The sequence below is a fragment of the Streptomyces eurocidicus genome, assembly GCF_002891295.1.
Lineage (GTDB): Bacteria > Actinomycetota > Actinomycetes > Streptomycetales > Streptomycetaceae > Streptomyces > Streptomyces eurocidicus.
In genome coordinates this window covers 224,382-243,283 of record NZ_LGUI01000003.1, presented here as the reverse complement: position 1 = coordinate 243,283, position 18,902 = coordinate 224,382, and the positions used below count along the sequence as shown (strand labels likewise).

The 18,902-nt window shown below is 69.4% G+C and carries 10 protein-coding genes and 2 rRNA genes; 9 read left to right on the top strand and 3 right to left on the bottom strand.

What is annotated here, in order from left to right; genetic code table 11:
* Positions 1-82 precede the first annotated feature (82 nt).
* A complete protein-coding gene (radA, locus tag AF335_RS10830; protein ID WP_102918134.1) occupies positions 83-1,516 on the bottom strand; it encodes a DNA repair protein RadA in 1,434 nt (477 codons plus the stop codon).
* Between the two features lie 747 nt (positions 1,517-2,263).
* On the opposite strand from radA, the gene AF335_RS10825 reads away from it, so the two are divergent.
* Positions 2,264-3,883 carry a BACON domain-containing protein gene (locus AF335_RS10825; protein ID WP_102918133.1) on the top strand — a complete coding sequence of 540 codons (1,620 nt, stop codon included), beginning with the start codon at positions 2,264-2,266 and terminating at the stop codon, positions 3,881-3,883.
* 268 nt (positions 3,884-4,151) lie between these two features.
* Here AF335_RS10825 and AF335_RS10820 read toward each other — a convergent pair whose 3' ends face one another.
* Positions 4,152-4,988, bottom strand: a complete 837-nt coding sequence (locus AF335_RS10820; RefSeq protein ID WP_102918132.1) for a DUF3109 family protein — start codon at positions 4,986-4,988, stop codon at positions 4,152-4,154.
* A gap of 45 nt (positions 4,989-5,033) precedes the next feature.
* Here AF335_RS10820 and AF335_RS10815 point away from each other — a divergent pair, with 45 nt between their 5' ends.
* The 4 genes from AF335_RS10815 (at position 5,034) to ilvD (ending at position 9,756) form a co-directional block, all read left to right on the top strand.
* Positions 5,034-5,966, top strand: a complete 933-nt coding sequence (locus AF335_RS10815; protein WP_102918131.1) for a Ppx/GppA family phosphatase — start codon at positions 5,034-5,036, stop codon at positions 5,964-5,966.
* Positions 5,967-6,144: 178 nt separating this feature from the next.
* Complete coding sequence (locus AF335_RS10810) at positions 6,145-6,969, top strand: sugar phosphate isomerase/epimerase family protein (protein WP_102918130.1); 825 nt, start codon at positions 6,145-6,147, stop codon at positions 6,967-6,969.
* Positions 6,966-7,613, top strand: coding sequence for a TetR/AcrR family transcriptional regulator (locus tag AF335_RS10805; RefSeq protein WP_102918129.1), 648 nt, complete (start codon positions 6,966-6,968; stop codon positions 7,611-7,613). Before AF335_RS10810 ends, AF335_RS10805 begins: the two co-directional genes overlap by 4 nt.
* A gap of 289 nt (positions 7,614-7,902) precedes the next feature.
* Positions 7,903-9,756, top strand: coding sequence for a dihydroxy-acid dehydratase (ilvD, locus tag AF335_RS10800; RefSeq protein WP_102918128.1), 1,854 nt, complete (start codon positions 7,903-7,905; stop codon positions 9,754-9,756).
* Positions 9,757-9,883: 127 nt separating this feature from the next.
* On the opposite strand, the gene AF335_RS10795 is transcribed toward ilvD, so the two are convergent.
* A complete protein-coding gene (locus AF335_RS10795) occupies positions 9,884-12,148 on the bottom strand; it encodes a serine/threonine-protein kinase (protein ID WP_102918127.1) in 2,265 nt (754 codons plus the stop codon).
* 134 nt (positions 12,149-12,282) lie between these two features.
* Between AF335_RS10795 and AF335_RS10790 the strand changes: the two genes are divergently transcribed.
* The 4 genes from AF335_RS10790 (at position 12,283) to AF335_RS10770 (ending at position 18,840) form a co-directional block, all read left to right on the top strand.
* The gene (locus AF335_RS10790) at positions 12,283-12,630 is read left to right on the top strand and encodes an SH3 domain-containing protein (protein ID WP_228773321.1); all 348 of its coding nucleotides are present in this window, start codon (positions 12,283-12,285) and stop codon (positions 12,628-12,630) included.
* Between the two features lie 96 nt (positions 12,631-12,726).
* On the top strand, positions 12,727-13,227 hold the full coding sequence (locus AF335_RS10785) for a hypothetical protein (RefSeq protein WP_102918126.1): 501 nt from the start codon (positions 12,727-12,729) through the stop codon (positions 13,225-13,227).
* Between the two features lie 691 nt (positions 13,228-13,918).
* Positions 13,919-15,442: ribosomal RNA gene (locus AF335_RS10775) — 16S ribosomal RNA — on the top strand.
* Between the two features lie 274 nt (positions 15,443-15,716).
* Positions 15,717-18,840: ribosomal RNA gene (locus AF335_RS10770) — 23S ribosomal RNA — on the top strand.
* Together the 16S and 23S rRNA genes form the textbook arrangement of a ribosomal RNA operon.
* The last annotated feature ends 62 nt before the right edge of the window (positions 18,841-18,902 follow it).

The window sequence follows — 18,902 nt, the reverse complement described above, 5'->3', positions numbered from 1 at the left end:
GTCCGTACGTACGGGCGAGACCAGGGCGAAGTCTACTGGCGTATTCCGGCGCCCAGCCTATTAAAGAGGGCTCCCTTCCGGTTCAGAGAGGGCTCTCCTCGGGCGGTGCGTCCGCCCCGGCTTTGCGCCGGTTCTCCCGGGGTACCCGCTTGGGAAGCACTCGAAGCGCCTCGCCTATGTCGGCCACCTCCAGGACCCGCATCCCGCTCGGCACCTTCCCGGGGTCGCCCGGCACCAGCGCGTGGGTGAACCCCAGCCGGGCCGCCTCGGCCAGTCGCCGCTGCACGCCCGTGACGCGCCGGACCTCGCCCGCGAGCCCGACCTCGCCGATGGCCACCAGGTTCTTCGGCAGCGGGGTGTCGCTGGCGGCGCTGGCCAGGGCGAGCGCCACGGCCAGGTCGGCGGCGGGCTCGGACAGCTTCACCCCGCCCACCGTGGCGCTGTAGATGTCGCGCTTGCCGAGGGCGCTGATCTTGCCGCGCTGCTCCAGGACGGCGAGCATCATCGACACCCGGGACGTCTCCAGGCCGGAGGTGGTGCGGCGGGGCGAGGGGATCTGCGAGTCGACCGTGAGTGCCTGCACCTCGGCCACCAGGGGGCGGCGGCCCTCCAGGGTCACCGTGAGGCAGGTGCCGGGGACGGGCTCGGCGCGCCGGGTCAGGAACAGGCCGCTGGGGTCGGTCAGCCCGACGATGCCCTCGTCGTGCAGCTCGAAGCAGCCGACCTCGTCCGTCGCGCCGTAGCGGTTCTTCACACCGCGCACCAGGCGCAGCCGGGCGTGCCGGTCGCCCTCGAAGCTCAGCACCACGTCGACCAGGTGCTCCAGCAGCCGGGGGCCCGCGATGGCACCGTCCTTGGTGACGTGGCCGACCAGGAGCGTCGCCATGCCGCGCTCCTTCGAGGCGCGGATCAGGGCGCCGGCGACCTCACGCACCTGGGCCATCCCGCCGGGCGCGCCGTCGATCTCCGGGGAGGCCACCGTCTGCACCGAGTCCATGATCAGCAGGGACGGCTTGACGGAGTCGAGGTGTCCGAGGACGGCGGAGAGGTCGGTCTCCGCGGCGAGGTAGAGGTGGTCGGAGAGCGCCCCGATGCGGTCGGCGCGCATTCTGACCTGGCTCGCGGACTCCTCGCCCGTCACATAGAGCGTGCGGTGCTCGTCGGAGGCGGCCTTGGCGGCGACGTCCAGCAGGAGCGTCGACTTGCCGACACCGGGCTCGCCCGCGAGCAGCACGACGGCCCCCGGCACCAGGCCGCCGCCCAGCACACGGTCCAGCTCGGCCACGCCGGTGCTGCGCGCGGTGGCCTGTCGGCCGTCCACCTGCGCGATGGGCAGCGCGGCCGACGTGACCCGGCCGGGCGCCGTCGTACGGACGGCGGGCGCGCCGGACTCCTCGACCGTGCCCCACGCCTGGCACTCGGGGCAGCGGCCGAGCCACTTGGCGGTGGTCCAGCCGCACTCGGTGCAGCGGTAGGAGGGCCGGTCCTTGGCGGACGTGCGGGTACGGGCAGCCATGGGGGTCACCGTAGCGGGGGGCACTGACAGGTGGGGGTGCGGATCTTGTGCGGGCCCCGGCGGGGACGGGCGCAGGAGGGGCCCGGCCGGGCCCCTCCTGCGCCCCTCGGGCGGGGCGGGCGGCCCGGGCCCCTCTGGCGGCCTGGGCGGCTCGGGCGTGGGAGGGAGGCTGCGTGGCCCGGCGAGATCCGGGACCGGCCGCCGGTCGGCGTCGGCGAGTTCCTTCAGGTTCTGCCTGGCCCGTCGGGCCTTGCGGGCCCGGCAGGGTTCGCCGCAGGTTGCTGATCAGTTTCGGTGGGTCCCTCAAGGTCCGGTAGGTCGTGTCGGTCCCGCGCGGGCCCTGCCGGGTCTACGTGGCCCGGCAGGGTTCGCCGCAGGTTGCTGATCGGTTTCGGCGGGTCCCTCAAGGTCCGGCAGGTCCCGTCGGTCCCGCGCGGGCCCGGCCGGGGCTGCGTGGCCCCGGCAGGGTTCGCCGCAGGTTGCTGATCGGCCTCGGCGGATCCCTCAAAGCCCGGCGGCCCCCCGCCTGCCGACCCTCGCAGGCCCCCGGCAGGCCCCGCCTGCCCCCGCGGCCCCCGGACCAGGCGACTCGTGCGCGCGTACGAGTCGCCGCCGCTTCCACGCCGGGCCCAGGCGCATGCGGAATGACCTCCTCCTGTCCCCCTTTGAGCGAGAAGACCACCCGAACGGGTTAATCCTGTGTCTGCGGCGCGAGCGGGCACCCCTCACCCGCCTACCGTCGCCGGGATGATGACCAGGAGGCCCGAGCACCCTACGCACGCCACCGGCGCGCACCGTGCCCAGCGCGGTGCGCCGCGCGCCGTCCGCACGGACCAGGAAACGCTCGTCCAGCGGCCGCCTGTCCCGTACGAATCCCATGTCGACGGCCTGTTCACCTACTGCCTCTCGGTGCTGTGCGAGCACGACGCGGCCATCGCCGCGCTCGGCGAGGTCCTCGCCCTCGCCGAGCGGCGCGCCGACCGTTCCCCCGCGGGCGCCGACCTCCGCCGCTCCTGGCTCTACGCCCTCGCCCGCTGGGCCTGCCTGCGCCGCCTCATGGCCCAGGGCGCCGGAGCCGCCGCCCCCGCCGACACCGGCGTCCCCCGGGCCCGGCGCGAGGAGCTCGCCCTGCTCGCCTGGCCCGAGGCCGCCGGGACCACCGCCGAGCAGCGCGAGGCCCTCGAACTGGCCGTGCGCCACGGCCTCTCCCCCCAGGAGGTCGCGGCCGTCCTCAGACTGGAGCCGGACGCCGCCCGCGCCCTGCTCTCCAGCGCGGCCTGCGAGGTCGAGCGGACCCGGACGGCGCTGGCCGTCGTGGAGTCGGGCCACTGCCCGGTCGTCTCCCGCTTCTCCGGCGACGCCCAGATCCTGCTGGGCGCCGCCCTCCGCCGCGAGCTCGTGCGCCATGTCGACGACTGCGCCGACTGCCGGCGCACCGCCGAGCGCGCCACCGCCGGCGAACCCTGGCCCGGAACACCCGCGTCGTCCGCCGCCCTGCCCGTCGCCGAGGCGCCCGTCGCCGCCGTGCACGCCGCCATGCTGGACGCCCTGGCCGCTTACCGGCAGCGCGGCTCCGCCGCCCCGCCCACCCCGCGCTTCGACCGCCGGGGCTTCCCCCAGGACCCCAAGGACCGGGTGGCCCGGCGTGGGCGGCTGCGCAGCCGGGCCCTCACGACCACCGTCGTCGCCACCGTCGTCGCCGCGCCCGTACTGGCCCTGTGGGCCGCCTACCGGGGTGCGCCGGAGACCGGCGAGAGCCAGGAACCCGCCGCGGTCTCCGCCGAGGAGACCGGTGGCACGGCGCAGTATCCGTTCGACGGGCGGGGCCCGGCCCGGAAGACGTTCGATTCGCGGGCGCTGACCGCGCCCCGGGCGGCCGACGTCTCCGTCACCGTGGTCGGACCGGACGGCAGACCCGTGCCCGCCCCGCCCTCCGGCAGCGCCACGCCCTCGGCCGGGGCGAGCGCGGCCCCGGCGCCCGGCGGTCCGCCGCCCGCGCCCGCGCCGGGCCCCGGCAGGCTCACGATCGAGGCGCAGCCGAGCGGCACCACCACACTGATCACCCTCAGGGCGAGCGGCGGCGAGCCCGTCGTCTGGTCGATGACGACCGACGCGCCCTGGCTGCGCCTGAGCCGCACCGGAGGCGTGCTGCGCCCCGGGCAGTCCCTTACGGTCGTCGTCACCGTCGACCACGCGAGCGAGCCCGTCGGCCGCTGGAGCGCCCGCGTGGCCGTGGCGCCGGGCGGCGGGGTGGTCACGATCGAGGGTCAGGGCAGGGCCCCGGAGCCCTCCCCGAGCCCACCACGCCCGTCACCGCCCCCGCCGGACCCGACACCACAGCCACCGGGGCCGACCCCGGCGTCGTGACGGGAGTGCGGTCGGCGGTCAAGGGGCGCGGTGCCGGTGGCCGGGGCCGGGAGGCGGTCCCGCGCGGGAGTCCGGGACAGGGCAGTGGGAGTCCGGGACGGGGCAGCGGCGGTAGACCCGTAGCCCTGGCAGGGGCGGTCGCGGCAGGTCCCGGCCGGACACGGGACGTTCCCGTGCGGACGGGGGACGGGGGACGGGGGACGGGTTCAGCGCCCGCCCGCGCCCGCCCCCGGGAGGCCGCCGCGCGTCCGCCGGAGGCCGGACCGCGTCAGCGCGCGTCGGCCGGGTGCGGCGCCATCGGCAGCAGCGAAGCCATCCGCTCCTCGCAGAGCTCGACCAGGCGGGCGTACGCCTTCTTGCCCATCAGCTCGGTCAGCTCCGGCCGGTACGTGACGTACACCGGGTCGCCCGCGCCGTGCGCGGACGTCGCCGACGTGCACCACCAGTGCAGGTCGTGCCCGCCCGGACCCCACCCACGGCGGTCGTACTCACCGATCGAGACCTGGAGGATCCGGGTGTCGTCCGGCCGGTCGATCCAGTCGTACGTGCGGCGCACGGGCAGCTGCCAGCAGACGTCCGGCTTCGTCTCCAGCGGCTCCCGGCCCTCCTTGAGCGCCAGGATGTGCAGCGAGCAGCCCGCGCCGCCCGCGAAGCCCGGCCGGTTCTGGAAGATGCACGAGCCCTGCCAGCGGCGCGTCTGCCGCTCGCCGTCCTCGTCGAGCTGGGTCCAGCCGCTGTCCGTCCCCACCTCGTGGAACTGCCACATCTCGGGGGTGAGGCGCGCCACGTACCCGGCGACGCGCCGCTCGTCGTCCTCGTCCGAGAAGTGCGCGCCCAGCGTGCAGCAGCCGTCGTCGGCGCGGCCCGCCTGGATGCCCTGGCAGCCGCTGCCGAAGATGCAGCTCCAGCGGGAGGTGAGCCAGGTCAGGTCGCAGCGGAAGACCTGCTCGTCGTCGGCGGGGTCGGGAAACTCGACCCAGGCGCGCGCGAAGTCGAGCCCGACCTCGTCCGAGACCCGCGCCTGGTCCCCGGCGACCCGGTCACGGGAGATCTCGACGGCCTTCTCGCGCTTTTTGCCCGGCTTCGCCTTCTTCGTCTTTGCCACCCCTCAAGACTATGCGCCCCCGGGCGCCGCAGTAGCGTTCAGGCCATGAGACTCGGTGTCCTTGACGTGGGTTCGAACACGGTCCACCTGCTGGTGGTGGACGCGCATCCCGGGGCCTGCCCGCTGCCCGCCTACTCCCACAAGGCCGAGCTGCGCCTCGCGGAGCTCCTCGACGAGGGCGGCGCGATCAGCGACGCGGGCATAGACCGCCTCGTCGACGTGGTCCAGGGTGCGCTTCAGGCCGCCGAGGACAAGGGCTGCGAGGATGTCCTCCCCTTCGCCACCTCCGCCGTCCGCGAGGCCGCCAACGCCGACACCGTCCTGGCCCGCGTCGAGAAGGAGACCGGGGTCACCCTCACCGTCCTGAGCGGCGAGGAGGAGGCACGGCTGACGTTCCTGGCCGCCCGCCGGTGGTTCGGCTGGTCGGCGGGGAAGCTCCTCGTCCTGGACATCGGCGGCGGCTCCCTGGAGATCGCCTACGGCCTCGACGAGGAACCCGACACGGCCGCCTCGCTGCCCCTGGGCGCCGGCCGGCTCACCTCCGCCTGGCTCCCCGGCGACCCGCCCGACCCCACCGACGTACGGGCCCTGCGCCGGCACGTACGGGCGCAGATCGCCCGGATCGTCGGCGACTTCGCCCGGCTCGGCGCGCCCGACCGGACCGTGGCCACCTCCAAGACCTTCAAACAGCTGGCCCGGATCGCGGGCGCCCCCCGCTCCGTCGAAGGGGTCTACGCCTCGCGCTCGCTCACCCGCGAGGCCCTGGAGGAGTGGGTGCCCAGGCTCGCCGGGATGACCGCCCAGCGGCGCGGCGCGCTGCCCGGAGTGTCGGCGGGCCGCGCCCCCCAGCTGCTGGCCGGGGCGCTCGTCGCCGAGGCGGCGATGGATCTCTTCGGCGTCGACGAGCTGGACATCTGCCCCTGGGCGCTGCGCGAGGGCGTCATCCTGCGCAGGCTCGACCACCTGCCCGTCGGCTAGCGGCGTACGGCCCGGGCCCCGCCCCCGTGGCCGCCCGGTGAACCGGCCGAGCCGCCTTACGGTCGTCCCCGGCCACGCCGTGAACCGTCCCGGGCGTCCGTAAGGACGACCCGTGGCGGTTCCGCCACATGGGAGGCACCCGCCACGCGGCGCGGAAGGCGGTCGTACGCTGTCCCTCGTGACAGAGCCAGTGGTGCGCATCCCGGATGCGAAGGTCGCGCTGTCCACCGCCTCGGTCTACCCGGAGTCGACGGCGGCGGCCTTCGAGATCGCCGCGCGCCTGGGCTACGACGGCGTCGAGGTCATGGTGTGGACCGACCCCGTCAGCCAGGACATCGAGGCGCTCCGCCGGCTGTCCGACTACCACCAGGTGCCGATCCTGGCCGTGCACGCGCCCTGCCTGCTGATCACCCAGCGGGTCTGGTCCACGGACCCCTGGGTCAAGCTCCAGCGCGCCCGCGCGGCCGCCGAGAAGCTCGGCGCGAGCACCGTCGTCGTCCACCCGCCCTTCCGCTGGCAGCGGGGGTACGCGCGGGAGTTCGTCCGCGGCCTGTGGCGGATGGCCGACGAGACCGACGTCCGCTTCGCCGTCGAGAACATGTACCCCTGGCGCTACCGCGACCGCGAGATGCTCGCCTACGCCCCCGACTGGGACGTCACCAAGGACGACTACCGCCACTTCACCGTCGACCTCTCGCACACGGCGACCGCCCGCACGGACGCCCTCCAGATGATCGACCGGATGGGCGACCGGCTCGCCCACATCCACCTCGCCGACGGCAACGGCTCCGCCAAGGACGAGCACCTCGTGCCCGGCCGGGGCCGGCAGCCGTGCGCCGAGCTGCTGGAGCGCCTCGCGGTCAGCGGCTTCGACGGTCATGTGGTCATCGAGGTCAACACCCGCCGCGCGATGTCCACCGCGGAGCGCGAGGCCGATCTGGCCGAGGCCCTGGCCTTCACCCGTCTGCACCTCGCTTCCCCGACCGGTGTGCCGCGCGCATGACCGCCCCCGCCGCCGGCGCCCCGAAGAAGCGCGGCCGTCCCGTCCGTAAGGACACCGGCGGCCCCGGCGCCCGTGAGCGCATCCTTACGGCGGCCCGCGCGGAATTCGCCGAGCGCGGCTACGACAAGGCGTCCATCCGCGCCATCGCCAGGGGCGCGGACGTCGACCCGGCGCTCGTCCACCACTACTACGGCCCCAAGGAGAAGATCTTCGCCGCCGCCGTCGAGACGGACTTCGCGCCCGCGCTCGAAGCGGCCGACATCCTCCGTAAGGGCGAACACGACACCCTGGGCGAGCGGCTCACCCGCTTCACGCTCGGCATCTGGGAGAACCCGGCCACCCGCGAACCCCTCCTCGCGATCGTCCGCTCCGCCGTCGCCAACGACACCGCCGCGACGGTCTTCCGCGAACTCGTCACCGCCCAGCTGGTGGCCCGCATCGCCGACGAGCTCGAACTGCCGGATCCGCGGCTGCGGGCCGAGCTGGCGGCGGCGCATCTGGTCGGCGTCGCGATGCTGCGGCACGTGATCAAGGTGGAGCCGCTGGCGTCGGCGGATCTGGAGCGGGTGGTGGGGATAGTGGCGCCGGCGGTGCAGCGGCATCTGGCGGGGGCGGATCCTTCCCCTACCCGCCCCTTCCCGTAACCGGGGGCCGCGCCCCCGGGCCCCCTTTCCGCGCTCCGCGCGGTGTCCTCAAGCGCCGGACGGTCTGCATTTTCCGCCCGTCCGATGTCGGCTTCGGGGCGACAATTCAGCCCGTCCGGCGCCCCGGTTCGGGAAGCGGCGGGGCGGGGCGGGGACAAAGCCCCGCGCAGCGGCACCGCCCGCACCCCCACGTCTCACATCGCGGAAATTCCGTCCGCCCCCTGAGTCACGGGCGTAGGCTCGAAAGACGCCATACACGGCGCCGACACACTTCGAGGAGTCGAGCAGGATGCCCGAGCTGAGGTCCCGCACCGTCACCCACGGCCGCAACATGGCGGGCGCCCGCGCCCTGATGCGCGCCTCGGGCGTAGCGAGCGGCGACATCGGCAAGCCGATCATCGCGGTCGCCAACTCCTTCACCGAGTTCGTCCCCGGCCACACCCACCTCGCCCCGGTCGGCCGGATCGTCTCCGAAGCGATCCTGGCGGCGGGCGCGGTGCCCCGCGAGTTCAACACCATCGCGGTCGACGACGGCATCGCCATGGGCCACGCCGGCATGCTCTACAGCCTGCCCTCCCGCGACCTGATCGCCGACTCCGTCGAGTACATGGTCGAGGCCCACTGCGCGGACGCCCTGATCTGCATCTCCAACTGCGACAAGATCACCCCGGGCATGCTGATGGCCGCCCTGCGCCTCAACATCCCCGTCGTCTTCGTCTCCGGCGGCCCGATGGAGGCCGGCCAGGCCACCCTCGTCGACGGCACCGTCCGCAAGCTCGACCTGATCAACGCCATCGTGGACGCGGTCGACGAGAACGTCTCGGACGAGGACGTCCTCCGCATCGAGGAGAACGCCTGCCCGACCTGCGGCTCCTGCTCCGGCATGTTCACGGCCAACTCCATGAACTGCCTGACCGAGGCCATCGGCCTCTCCCTCCCGGGCAACGGCTCCGTCCTCGCCACCCACACCGCCCGCAAGGCGCTGTACGAGAACGCGGCCCGCACGGTCGTCGAGATCACCAAGCGCTACTACGAGCAGGACGACGCGTCGGTCCTGCCGCGCAACATCGCCACCCGCGCCGCCTTCGACAACGCCATGGCCCTCGACATCGCCATGGGCGGCTCGACCAACACGATCCTCCACCTCCTCGCCGCCGCCCAGGAGGCCGGGCTCGACTACGACCTCAAGGACATCGACGCGGTCTCGCGCCGTGTGCCCTGCCTGGCCAAGGTCGCCCCCAACGTCGCCCCCGGCGGCACGTACTACATGGAGGACGTGCACCGGGCCGGCGGCATCCCCGCGATCCTCGGCGAGCTCTACCGCGCCGGGCTGCTCGACGAGGATGTGCACACCGTCCACTCGCGGGGCATCAAGGACTGGCTGGGCACCTGGGACGTGCGCGGCGGCTCGCCGTCGGCCGAGGCCGTCGAGCTGTGGCACGCGGCGCCCGGCTGCGTCCGCTCCGCCACCGCCTTCTCGCAGTCCGAGCGCTGGGACTCCCTGGACACGGACGCCGCCGGCGGCTGCATCCGCGACGCCGCCCACGCCTACTCCAAGGACGGCGGCCTCGCCGTCCTCAAGGGCAATCTGGCGGTCGACGGCTGCGTCGTGAAGACGGCCGGCGTCGACGAGTCGATCTGGACCTTCGAGGGCCCGGCCGTCGTCTGCGAGTCGCAGGAGGAGGCCGTCGACAAGATCCTCCGCAAGGAGATCAAGGAGGGCGATGTCGTCGTCATCCGCTACGAGGGCCCCAAGGGCGGCCCCGGCATGCAGGAGATGCTCTACCCGACGTCCTTCCTGAAGGGCCGCGGCCTCGGCAAGTCCTGCGCCCTGGTCACCGACGGCCGGTTCTCCGGCGGCACCTCGGGCCTCTCCATCGGCCACGCCTCGCCCGAGGCGGCCTCGGGCGGCACGATCGCGCTGGTCCACGACGGCGACCGGATCCGTATCGACATCCCGGCCCGCTCCATCGAGCTCCTGGTCCCCGACGAGGAGCTGGCGGCCCGCCGCGAGGCGCTCGGCGGTACGTACGCGCCGCGCGACCGCGACCGCAAGGTCTCGGCGGCGCTGCGGGCCTACGCGGCGATGGCGACCAGCGCGGACAAGGGCGCGGTGCGCGACGTCAGCCGCCTGGACGGCTGACAGGCCCGAGGGGCCGGAGCGGGGACCCGGGCCTGGACCCGGACCCGTACTCGGACCTGGGCCTGGGCCTGGGCTCGGACCCGGGCTTGGACCCGCGCCCGCGCCCGGCCCCGGACCCGCGCTGGAGTCAGCGCCACGCGCCCGGATCGTGGTCGCTCACCGCGAACACGGTCCCGTCCGGCGCCGCCCCGAACACCTTCCCGTCCGCCGCGACCGGCGCCGGCAGCAGATCGAGATAGCCACGCCCGGCCTTGGTCAGGCGGGGCGCCGTCTGACCGAGCAGCGCCCCGCGGCCCGTGTCCACGGCCAGCAGCCGGCCGTCGGCGGCGGAGAAGTACAGCCGCCGGTCGGTGGCGACGAGCGCCGAACCGTTCGCCACCGCCGTGTCCAGCCGCCACAGCTGCCCGGGGCTCTTCGCGCCCTTCGCGGTCCCCACCGCCGTGAGCCCGCCGTCCGTGGACAGCAGATAGACCGAGTCCCCGTACGCGACGGCGCTCGTGGCGTTCAGCGGCGTGCCCAGCGGAACCCGCCGCTCGCTCCGGTCCGCCGGGTCGTACCGGACGACGGCCGAGACGCGGTTGTCGGAGTCGGCGGCCGTCAGATACAGCGCGTCGCGCGGGCCCGCGCCGACGGCGGTCAGATCACCGTCCACCGTCCGCTGCCACAGCGTCGTACCGCGCCGCGCGTCGAGGGCGAGGACCTGCGTCCGGTGCCCGCCGCCGCCCGCGGGGGAGACGGCGTAGGCGGTCCCGCCGCCGTAGGAGGAGAAGACGGGCTTGGCATGGCCCGGCAGGCGATGGCTCCAGAGCTGCCGGTCGGTGGCGCCGTCTACGGCGGTCACGGTGCCGTCCGCGGAGACCAGCAGCACGGTGTCGCCCGCGTGGTAGACCCGCCCGCCGTAGACCGACACGTTCCGTGTCCAGCGCGGCTCGCCCGTCGCCGGGTCGAGCGCCGTGAGCCGGCTGCCGTCCGGTGTCGTGACGTGCACGAGGCCGCCCGACACGACGGGGGCGGGCGGCGCGAGCCCGCCGGCCCGCTCGGCGTCGGCCGGAGCGGCGCCCTGACCGGGCTTCCCGTCCTCGGCCGGCCGCCGCCAGGCGACCTTGCCGCCCGCCGTGTCGATACGGGCCGCCTGGACCCCGGGCGCCGAGCAGTACAGCGCGGCCTCCCCGTACGCGCAGAACCCGGCCCGCACCCTGCCGTCGCCCGCTCCGTCCCCGGGGACGGAGGTCTCCCACGGCCTCCAGTCCGAGCCCGCCGCGGTGGGACGCGTCCGCAGCGGCGCGTGCGGGTCGTCGCCCCCGCGCAGCAGCCAGTACCCGCCGGCACCCAGGGCGGAGAGGGCCACGGCCGCCGCGACGATCCAGGGCGCGCGACGGCGCCGGGCCCGGCCGGCGGCCGGAGCGGGCCCGCCGGACCCGGGGGCTGCCGGGACGGGGGAGGAGGCGGCGCGTACGTGAGTGGGGTCGGAGTCACGCGGCGCGGGAGAGGAAGAGGAAGGGGAGAGGGAAGGGGGAGAGAGAAGAGAGGCGTGGGGGAACGTATCGGCACCCCCGGCGACGCCGTGGGCGGCGTACGGCAGCCGCGCCATGATCGCGTCCGGCGTGGGCCGCTCCGCGGGGTCCTTCGCCAGACAGGCACGGATCAGCGGTACGAGGTCCTCGGGCACCCCGGTCAGATCCGGCTCGTTGTGCACCACCTGGTACGCCACGATGTACGGGCTCTCCGACTCGAACGGTCCGCGCCCCGTCGCCGCGTGCACCAGCAGCGACGCCAGCGCGAACACGTCCGCCGCGGGACCCACCTCGCGCGGGCGCTGGAACTGCTCGGGGGCCATGAACGGCGGAGTGCCGATCAGCTTCCCGGTCTCGGTGCGCAGCTCGCTGTCGTAAGGGCGGGAGATGCCGAAGTCGATGACCTTCGGGCCGTCCTCGGCGAGCAGCACATTGCTCGGCTTGAGGTCCCGGTGCACCACGCCGGCCCGGTGGATGTCCCGCAGGGCCTCGGCCAGCCCGGCCGCCAGCCGCCGCACCTCGTCCGCGCTGAGAGGACCGTTCCGCTTCACTCGCTCGGAGAGGGTGGGGCCGGGAATGTAGAGCGTCGCCATCCAGGGCCGCTCGCCGTCCGGATCCGCGTCCACGACAGGAGCGGTGAACGCCCCGCTGACCAGTCGGGCGGCCGCCACCTCCTGCCGGAAACGCGCCCTGAACTCGGGGTCCACCGCGTATTCGGCGTGTACGACCTTGACCGCGAGGGGGAGTCCGGAAGCGGAACGGGCCAGGTGCACCACGCCCATGCCGCCGGAGCCGAGCCGCCCCTCCAGCCGGTACTGGCCGGCCTGCCCCGGATCCTCCGCTTCCGGGTCCGCCCCGGTCCTGCGCAGCGGCGGCATTCCCCCACCCCCGTGTGTTTTCGGCCGCGTGCGGCGGCTTCCGGAGCCTAATCGATGGGCCTGTCGAAACCGGGGAGGCATGCCGTGCCTTGCTAGCCTGCACATGACATTGACCAAGCGCGGGGGAGGGCCTGATGGCCGTCGGCGAGAACAACGAGATGAACGAGTCCAGCGAGTCCGCCGGGACGGCCGAGGCGCAGCAGCCCGCCGCGCTCTCCGTACAGTCCGCCGGCACCATCTATTACCCGGTCGCCCCCGGCGTCCAGGTCAACGTCCGGCGCGGCCCGAACACCGGCAGCCAGATCGTCAAGGTGCTCGGCGAGAACTCCCGGGTGGCGATCCGCTGCCAGACCCGCGGCGAGACGATCTCCGGCCCGTACGGCACCACCGACGTCTGGGACAGCATCGCGCCCGGGCAGTACGTGTCGGACGCGTATGTGAAGACCGGCAGCGACGGCTTCGTGGCCATCCGCTGCTCCTGATCCGCTGTTCTTGTACGGCGGCGCCTGTGGCTGCGGCGGCGTCCGCGGCTGCGGATACGGCCCGGTCGGTCCGGGGCCGGTGACGATAATCGACGTATGAGCGATGAGCACGAGGCAGCCGGGCCGCAGCCGGAACCGATCAGGTTCTTCGGCACGACCTGGGTGAACCACGACGGCGGATACGCGCTGCGCCGGGTCGGCGCGGGGCTCGGCGCACTGGTCGCCGCGGCGGCGGGAGCGTTCGTCCTGCGCTTCGGTTACGAGGGCCTGGCGGTCGCGGAGGTCGGCAACCTCGTCAACATGCTGGTGGTCGTGGCCTTCGCCGTGTGCAGCGCGCTGGCGTTCCGCCGCACGTGGGAGCGGTTCGGCAGCCGCACGGCCGGCCCGGCGGACGCCGCGGCCGAGCGGTCGACGCAGAGCATGATGATGATCGGCTTCATCGGGTCCCTGCTCGCGTACGCCCTCCGCATCCTCTCCGAGGCTCCTGGGGAGAAGCTGCGCCGCGAGGAGTACGAGGAGGCCACCGCACGCTACGAGCGTCGCCGGACCACTCGTACGGGAAACCCGGCGGCCCGGAAGAAGAAGCGCAAGGGCTAGGCCCAAGAGACAGGCCCAAGAGACAGGCTCAGGAGCCGGGCCCACCCGGGGCGGAGCACCCCTGGGGGTCGTGTAGAGTTCTCCGAGTTGCCACGGCGTCCGCGAGGACGGTGAGGCGGCACTTCACGCCTCACTGGCGGCACTCTCTACTGCACGGCCCTTGAACGGGATGGATTTCGGCGTGTCCGGAATTCGGAACGGACTCCGATTAGGAGTCGCGAGGGAAATCCGGTAAAGTAGTGATCACGCCGAAAGGCGCGAAACAAATCCCCGCCGACGGGGAATCGGAAACGAATTCGGGCCGGAAACGGTACGGAAAAGGATCTGATAGAGTCGGAACCGCCGGAAAGCGAAAGCGAGACGGTGGGACCCCGCTCCAGCAGGGGGCCAGGGCCGGAAACGGATCTGGTAAGGTTGGAAACAACGAAGGGAAGCGCCCGGAGGAAAGCCCGAGAGGGTGAGTACAAAGGAAGCGTCCGTTCCTTGAGAACTCAACAGCGTGCCAAAAGTCAACGCCAGACTATAAAATACCCCGTCTCCGGCCTTCTGGCCGGGACGCGGTTCCTTTGAAAAGTCCTGTGAGCCTTTCGGGGCTGGCAGGCAACAACACAGCGAGGACGCTGTGCACGACTGGTCCTATTCCGACCGGTTGTGCCGCTCTCGTGTGTGTGCACCCGATTACGGGTAAACATTCACGGAGAGTTTGATCCTGGCTCAGGACGAACGCTGGCGGCGTGCTTAACACATGCAAGTCGAACGATGAAGCCTTTCGGGGTGGATTAGTGGCGAACGGGTGAGTAACACGTGGGCAATCTGCCCTGCACTCTGGGACAAGCCCTGGAAACGGGGTCTAATACCGGATAATACCTGCCGAGGCATCTCGGTGGGTTAAAAGCTCCGGCGGTGCAGGATGAGCCCGCGGCCTATCAGCTTGTTGGTGGGGTGATGGCCTACCAAGGCGACGACGGGTAGCCGGCCTGAGAGGGCGACCGGCCACACTGGGACTGAGACACGGCCCAGACTCCTACGGGAGGCAGCAGTGGGGAATATTGCACAATGGGCGAAAGCCTGATGCAGCGACGCCGCGTGAGGGATGACGGCCTTCGGGTTGTAAACCTCTTTCAGCAGGGAAGAAGCGAGAGTGACGGTACCTGCAGAAGAAGCGCCGGCTAACTACGTGCCAGCAGCCGCGGTAATACGTAGGGCGCAAGCGTTGTCCGGAATTATTGGGCGTAAAGAGCTCGTAGGCGGCTTGTTGCGTCGGATGTGAAAGCCCGGGGCTTAACCCCGGGTCTGCATTCGATACGGGCAGGCTAGAGTGTGGTAGGGGAGATCGGAATTCCTGGTGTAGCGGTGAAATGCGCAGATATCAGGAGGAACACCGGTGGCGAAGGCGGATCTCTGGGCCATTACTGACGCTGAGGAGCGAAAGCGTGGGGAGCGAACAGGATTAGATACCCTGGTAGTCCACGCCGTAAACGTTGGGAACTAGGTGTTGGCGACATTCCACGTCGTCGGTGCCGCAGCTAACGCATTAAGTTCCCCGCCTGGGGAGTACGGCCGCAAGGCTAAAACTCAAAGGAATTGACGGGGGCCCGCACAAGCAGCGGAGCATGTGGCTTAATTCGACGCAACGCGAAGAACCTTACCAAGGCTTGACATATACCGGAAACGGCCAGAGATGGTCGCCCCCTTGTGGTCGGTATACAGGTGGTGCATGGCTGTCGTCAGCTCGTGTCGTGAGATGTTGGGTTAAGTCCCGCAACGAGCGCAACCCTTGTTCTGTGTTGCCAGCATGCCCTTCGGGGTGATGGGGACTCACAGGAGACTGCCGGGGTCAACTCGGAGGAAGGTGGGGACGACGTCAAGTCATCATGCCCCTTATGTCTTGGGCTGCACACGTGCTACAATGGCCGGTACAATGAGCTGCGATACCGTGAGGTGGAGCGAATCTCAAAAAGCCGGTCTCAGTTCGGATTGGGGTCTGCAACTCGACCCCATGAAGTTGGAGTTGCTAGTAATCGCAGATCAGCATTGCTGCGGTGAATACGTTCCCGGGCCTTGTACACACCGCCCGTCACGTCACGAAAGTCGGTAACACCCGAAGCCGGTGGCCCAACCCTTGTGGAGGGAGCCGTCGAAGGTGGGACTGGCGATTGGGACGAAGTCGTAACAAGGTAGCCGTACCGGAAGGTGCGGCTGGATCACCTCCTTTCTAAGGAGCATATGGCCGACTGCGAGCGAATGACTCGCACGGTTGCTCATGGGTGGAACGTTGACTATTCGGCACAGTTGTGAGGGATCACTAGTACTGCTTCGGCGTGGAACGTGGGTCCTGAATGACTGGGCCGGGCACGCTGTTGGGTGTCTGAGGGTATGGACTTCGGTCTGACCTTCTAGCGCCGGCCCCGGTATAGGTCTGCTTCTGGCAGGGTGTGACGGGTGGCTGGTCGTTGCTTGAGAACTGCACAGTGGACGCGAGCATCTGTGGCCAAGTTTTTAAGGGCGCACGGTGGATGCCTTGGCACCAGGAACCGATGAAGGACGTGGGAGGCCACGATAGGCCCCGGGGAGCTGTCAACCAAGCTTTGATCCGGGGGTGTCCGAATGGGGAAACCCGGCAGTCGTCATGGGCTGTCACCCGCTGCTGAACACATAGGCAGTGTGGAGGGAACGCGGGGAAGTGAAACATCTCAGTACCCGCAGGAAGAGAAAACAACCGTGATTCCGGGAGTAGTGGCGAGCGAAACCGGATGAGGCCAAACCGTATGTGTGTGATACCCGGCAGGGGTTGCGCATGCGGGGTTGTGGGATCTCTTTGCTGTCGTCTGCCGGCGACAGGACGAGTCAGAAACCGTTGGTGTAGGCGAAGGACATGCGAAAGGTCCGGCGTAGAGGGTAAGACCCCCGTAGCTGAAACATCAACGGCTCGTTTAAGAGACACCCAAGTAGCACGGGGCCCGAGAAATCCCGTGTGAATCTGGCGGGACCACCCGTTAAGCCTAAATATTCCCTGGTGACCGATAGCGGATAGTACCGTGAGGGAATGGTGAAAAGTACCGCGGGAGCGGAGTGAAATAGTACCTGAAACCGTGTGCCTACAAGCCGTGGGAGCGTCGCGCATCAAGCTTGCTTGGTGCGTCGTGACTGCGTGCCTTTTGAAGAATGAGCCTGCGAGTTTGCGGTGTGTTGCGAGGTTAACCCGTGTGGGGAAGCCGTAGCGAAAGCGAGTCCGAATAGGGCGGTTGAGTAGCGCGCCCAAGACCCGAAGCGGAGTGATCTAGCCATGGGCAGGTTGAAGCGGAGGTAAGACTTCGTGGAGGACCGAACCCACCAGGGTTGAAAACCTGGGGGATGACCTGTGGTTAGGGGTGAAAGGCCAATCAAACTCCGTGATAGCTGGTTCTCCCCGAAATGCATTTAGGTGCAGCGTCGTGTGTTTCTTGCCGGAGGTAGAGCACTGGATAGGCGATGGGCCCTACCGGGTTACTGACCTTAGCCAAACTCCGAATGCCGGTAAGTGAGAGCGCGGCAGTGAGACTGTGGGGGATAAGCTCCATGGTCGAGAGGGAAACAGCCCAGAGCATCGACTAAGGCCCCTAAGCGTACGCTAAGTGGGAAAGGATGTGGAGTCGCAGAGACAACCAGGAGGTTGGCTTAGAAGCAGCCACCCTTGAAAGAGTGCGTAATAGCTCACTGGTCAAGTGATTCCGCGCCGACAATGTAGCGGGGCTCAAGCGTACCGCCGAAGTCGTGTCATTTCAGCATGAGGGTTAACGCCCGCTGGGATGGGTAGGGGAGCGTCGTGTGCCGGGTGAAGCAGCCGCGGAAGCGAGTTGTGGACGGTTCACGAGTGAGAATGCAGGCATGAGTAGCGATACACACGTGGGAAACGTGTGCGCCGATTGACTAAGGGTTCCTGGGTCAAGCTGATCTGCCCAGGGTAAGTCGGGACCTAAGGCGAGGCCGACAGGCGTAGTCGATGGACAACCGGTTGATATTCCGGTACCCGCTTTGAAACGCCCAATATCGAATCAGGCGATGCTAAGTCCGTGAAGCCGTCCTGGATCCTTCGGGTGAAGGGGAGTGGTGGAGCCGACGAACCAGACTTGTAGTAGGTAAGCGATGGGGTGACGCAGGAAGGTAGTCCAGCCCGGGCGGTGGTTGTCCCGGGGTAAGGGTGTAGGCCGTGTGGTAGGCAAATCCGTCACACGTTAAGGCTGAGACCTGATGCCGAGCCGATTGTGGTGAAGTGGATGATCCTATGCTGTCGAGAAAAGCCTCTAGCGAGTTTCATGGCGGCCCGTACCCTAAACCGACTCAGGTGGTCAGGTAGAGAATACCGAGGCGTTCGGGTGAACTATGGTTAAGGAACTCGGCAAAATGCCCCCGTAACTTCGGGAGAAGGGGGGCCATGTCTGGTGATGAGTCTTGCACTCTGAGCTGGGTGTGGCCGCAGAGACCAGCGAGAAGCGACTGTTTACTAAAAACACAGGTCCGTGCGAAGCCGTAAGGCGATGTATACGGACTGACGCCTGCCCGGTGCTGGAACGTTAAGGGGACCGGTTAGCTCCATTTCGGTGGGGCGAAGCTGAGAACTTAAGCGCCAGTAAACGGCGGTGGTAACTATAACCATCCTAAGGTAGCGAAATTCCTTGTCGGGTAAGTTCCGACCTGCACGAATGGCGTAACGACTTCTCGACTGTCTCAACCATAGGCCCGGTGAAATTGCACTACGAGTAAAGATGCTCGTTTCGCGCAGCAGGACGGAAAGACCCCGGGACCTTTACTATAGCTTGATATTGGTGTTCGGTTCGGCTTGTGTAGGATAGGTGGGAGACTGTGAAGCATGCACGCCAGTGTGTGTGGAGTCGTCGTTGAAATACCACTCTGGTCGTGCTGGATGTCTAACCTGGGTCCGTGATCCGGATCAGGGACAGTGTCTGGTGGGTAGTTTAACTGGGGCGGTTGCCTCCTAAAGAGTAACGGAGGCGCCCAAAGGTTCCCTCAGCCTGGTTGGCAATCAGGTGTTGAGTGTAAGTGCACAAGGGAGCTTGACTGTGAGACCGACGGGTCGAGCAGGGACGAAAGTCGGGACTAGTGATCCGGCGGTGGCTTGTGGAAGCGCCGTCGCTCAACGGATAAAAGGTACCCCGGGGATAACAGGCTGATCTTCCCCAAGAGTCCATATCGACGGGATGGTTTGGCACCTCGATGTCGGCTCGTCGCATCCTGGGGCTGGAGTCGGTCCCAAGGGTTGGGCTGTTCGCCCATTAAAGCGGTACGCGAGCTGGGTTTAGAACGTCGTGAGACAGTTCGGTCCCTATCCGCTGTGCGCGTAGGAGTCTTGAGAAGGGCTGTCCCTAGTACGAGAGGACCGGGACGGACGAACCTCTGGTGTGCCAGTTGTCCTGCCAAGGGCATGGCTGGTTGGCTACGTTCGGAAAGGATAACCGCTGAAAGCATCTAAGCGGGAAGCCTGCTTCGAGATGAGGACTCCCTCCTCCTTTGAGAGGGTAAGGCTCCCAGTAGACGACTGGGTTGATAGGCCAGGTGTGGAAGACCGGTAACGGTTGGAGCTGACTGGTACTAATAGGCCGAGGGCTTGTCCTCAGTTGCTCGCGTCCACTGTGTAGGTTCTGAAGTAACGACCGTGTTGTATCCGGTTTCGTTAA

Excerpts from the sequence above, each read along its gene's own strand:
- AF335_RS10815 (WP_102918131.1), top strand. The coding sequence starts at position 5,034 with ATGAGACTCGGTGTCCTTGACGTGGGTTCGAACACGGTCCACCTGCTG.
- AF335_RS10785 (WP_102918126.1), top strand. The coding sequence starts at position 12,727 with ATGAGCGATGAGCACGAGGCAGCCGGGCCGCAGCCGGAACCGATCAGG.
- AF335_RS10790 (WP_228773321.1), top strand. The coding sequence starts at position 12,283 with ATGGCCGTCGGCGAGAACAACGAGATGAACGAGTCCAGCGAGTCCGCC.
- AF335_RS10825 (WP_102918133.1), top strand. The coding sequence starts at position 2,264 with ATGATGACCAGGAGGCCCGAGCACCCTACGCACGCCACCGGCGCGCAC.
- radA (WP_102918134.1), bottom strand. The coding sequence starts at position 1,516 with ATGGCTGCCCGTACCCGCACGTCCGCCAAGGACCGGCCCTCCTACCGC.
- ilvD (WP_102918128.1), top strand. The coding sequence starts at position 7,903 with ATGCCCGAGCTGAGGTCCCGCACCGTCACCCACGGCCGCAACATGGCG.
- AF335_RS10795 (WP_102918127.1), bottom strand. The coding sequence starts at position 12,148 with ATGCCGCCGCTGCGCAGGACCGGGGCGGACCCGGAAGCGGAGGATCCG.
- AF335_RS10805 (WP_102918129.1), top strand. The coding sequence starts at position 6,966 with ATGACCGCCCCCGCCGCCGGCGCCCCGAAGAAGCGCGGCCGTCCCGTC.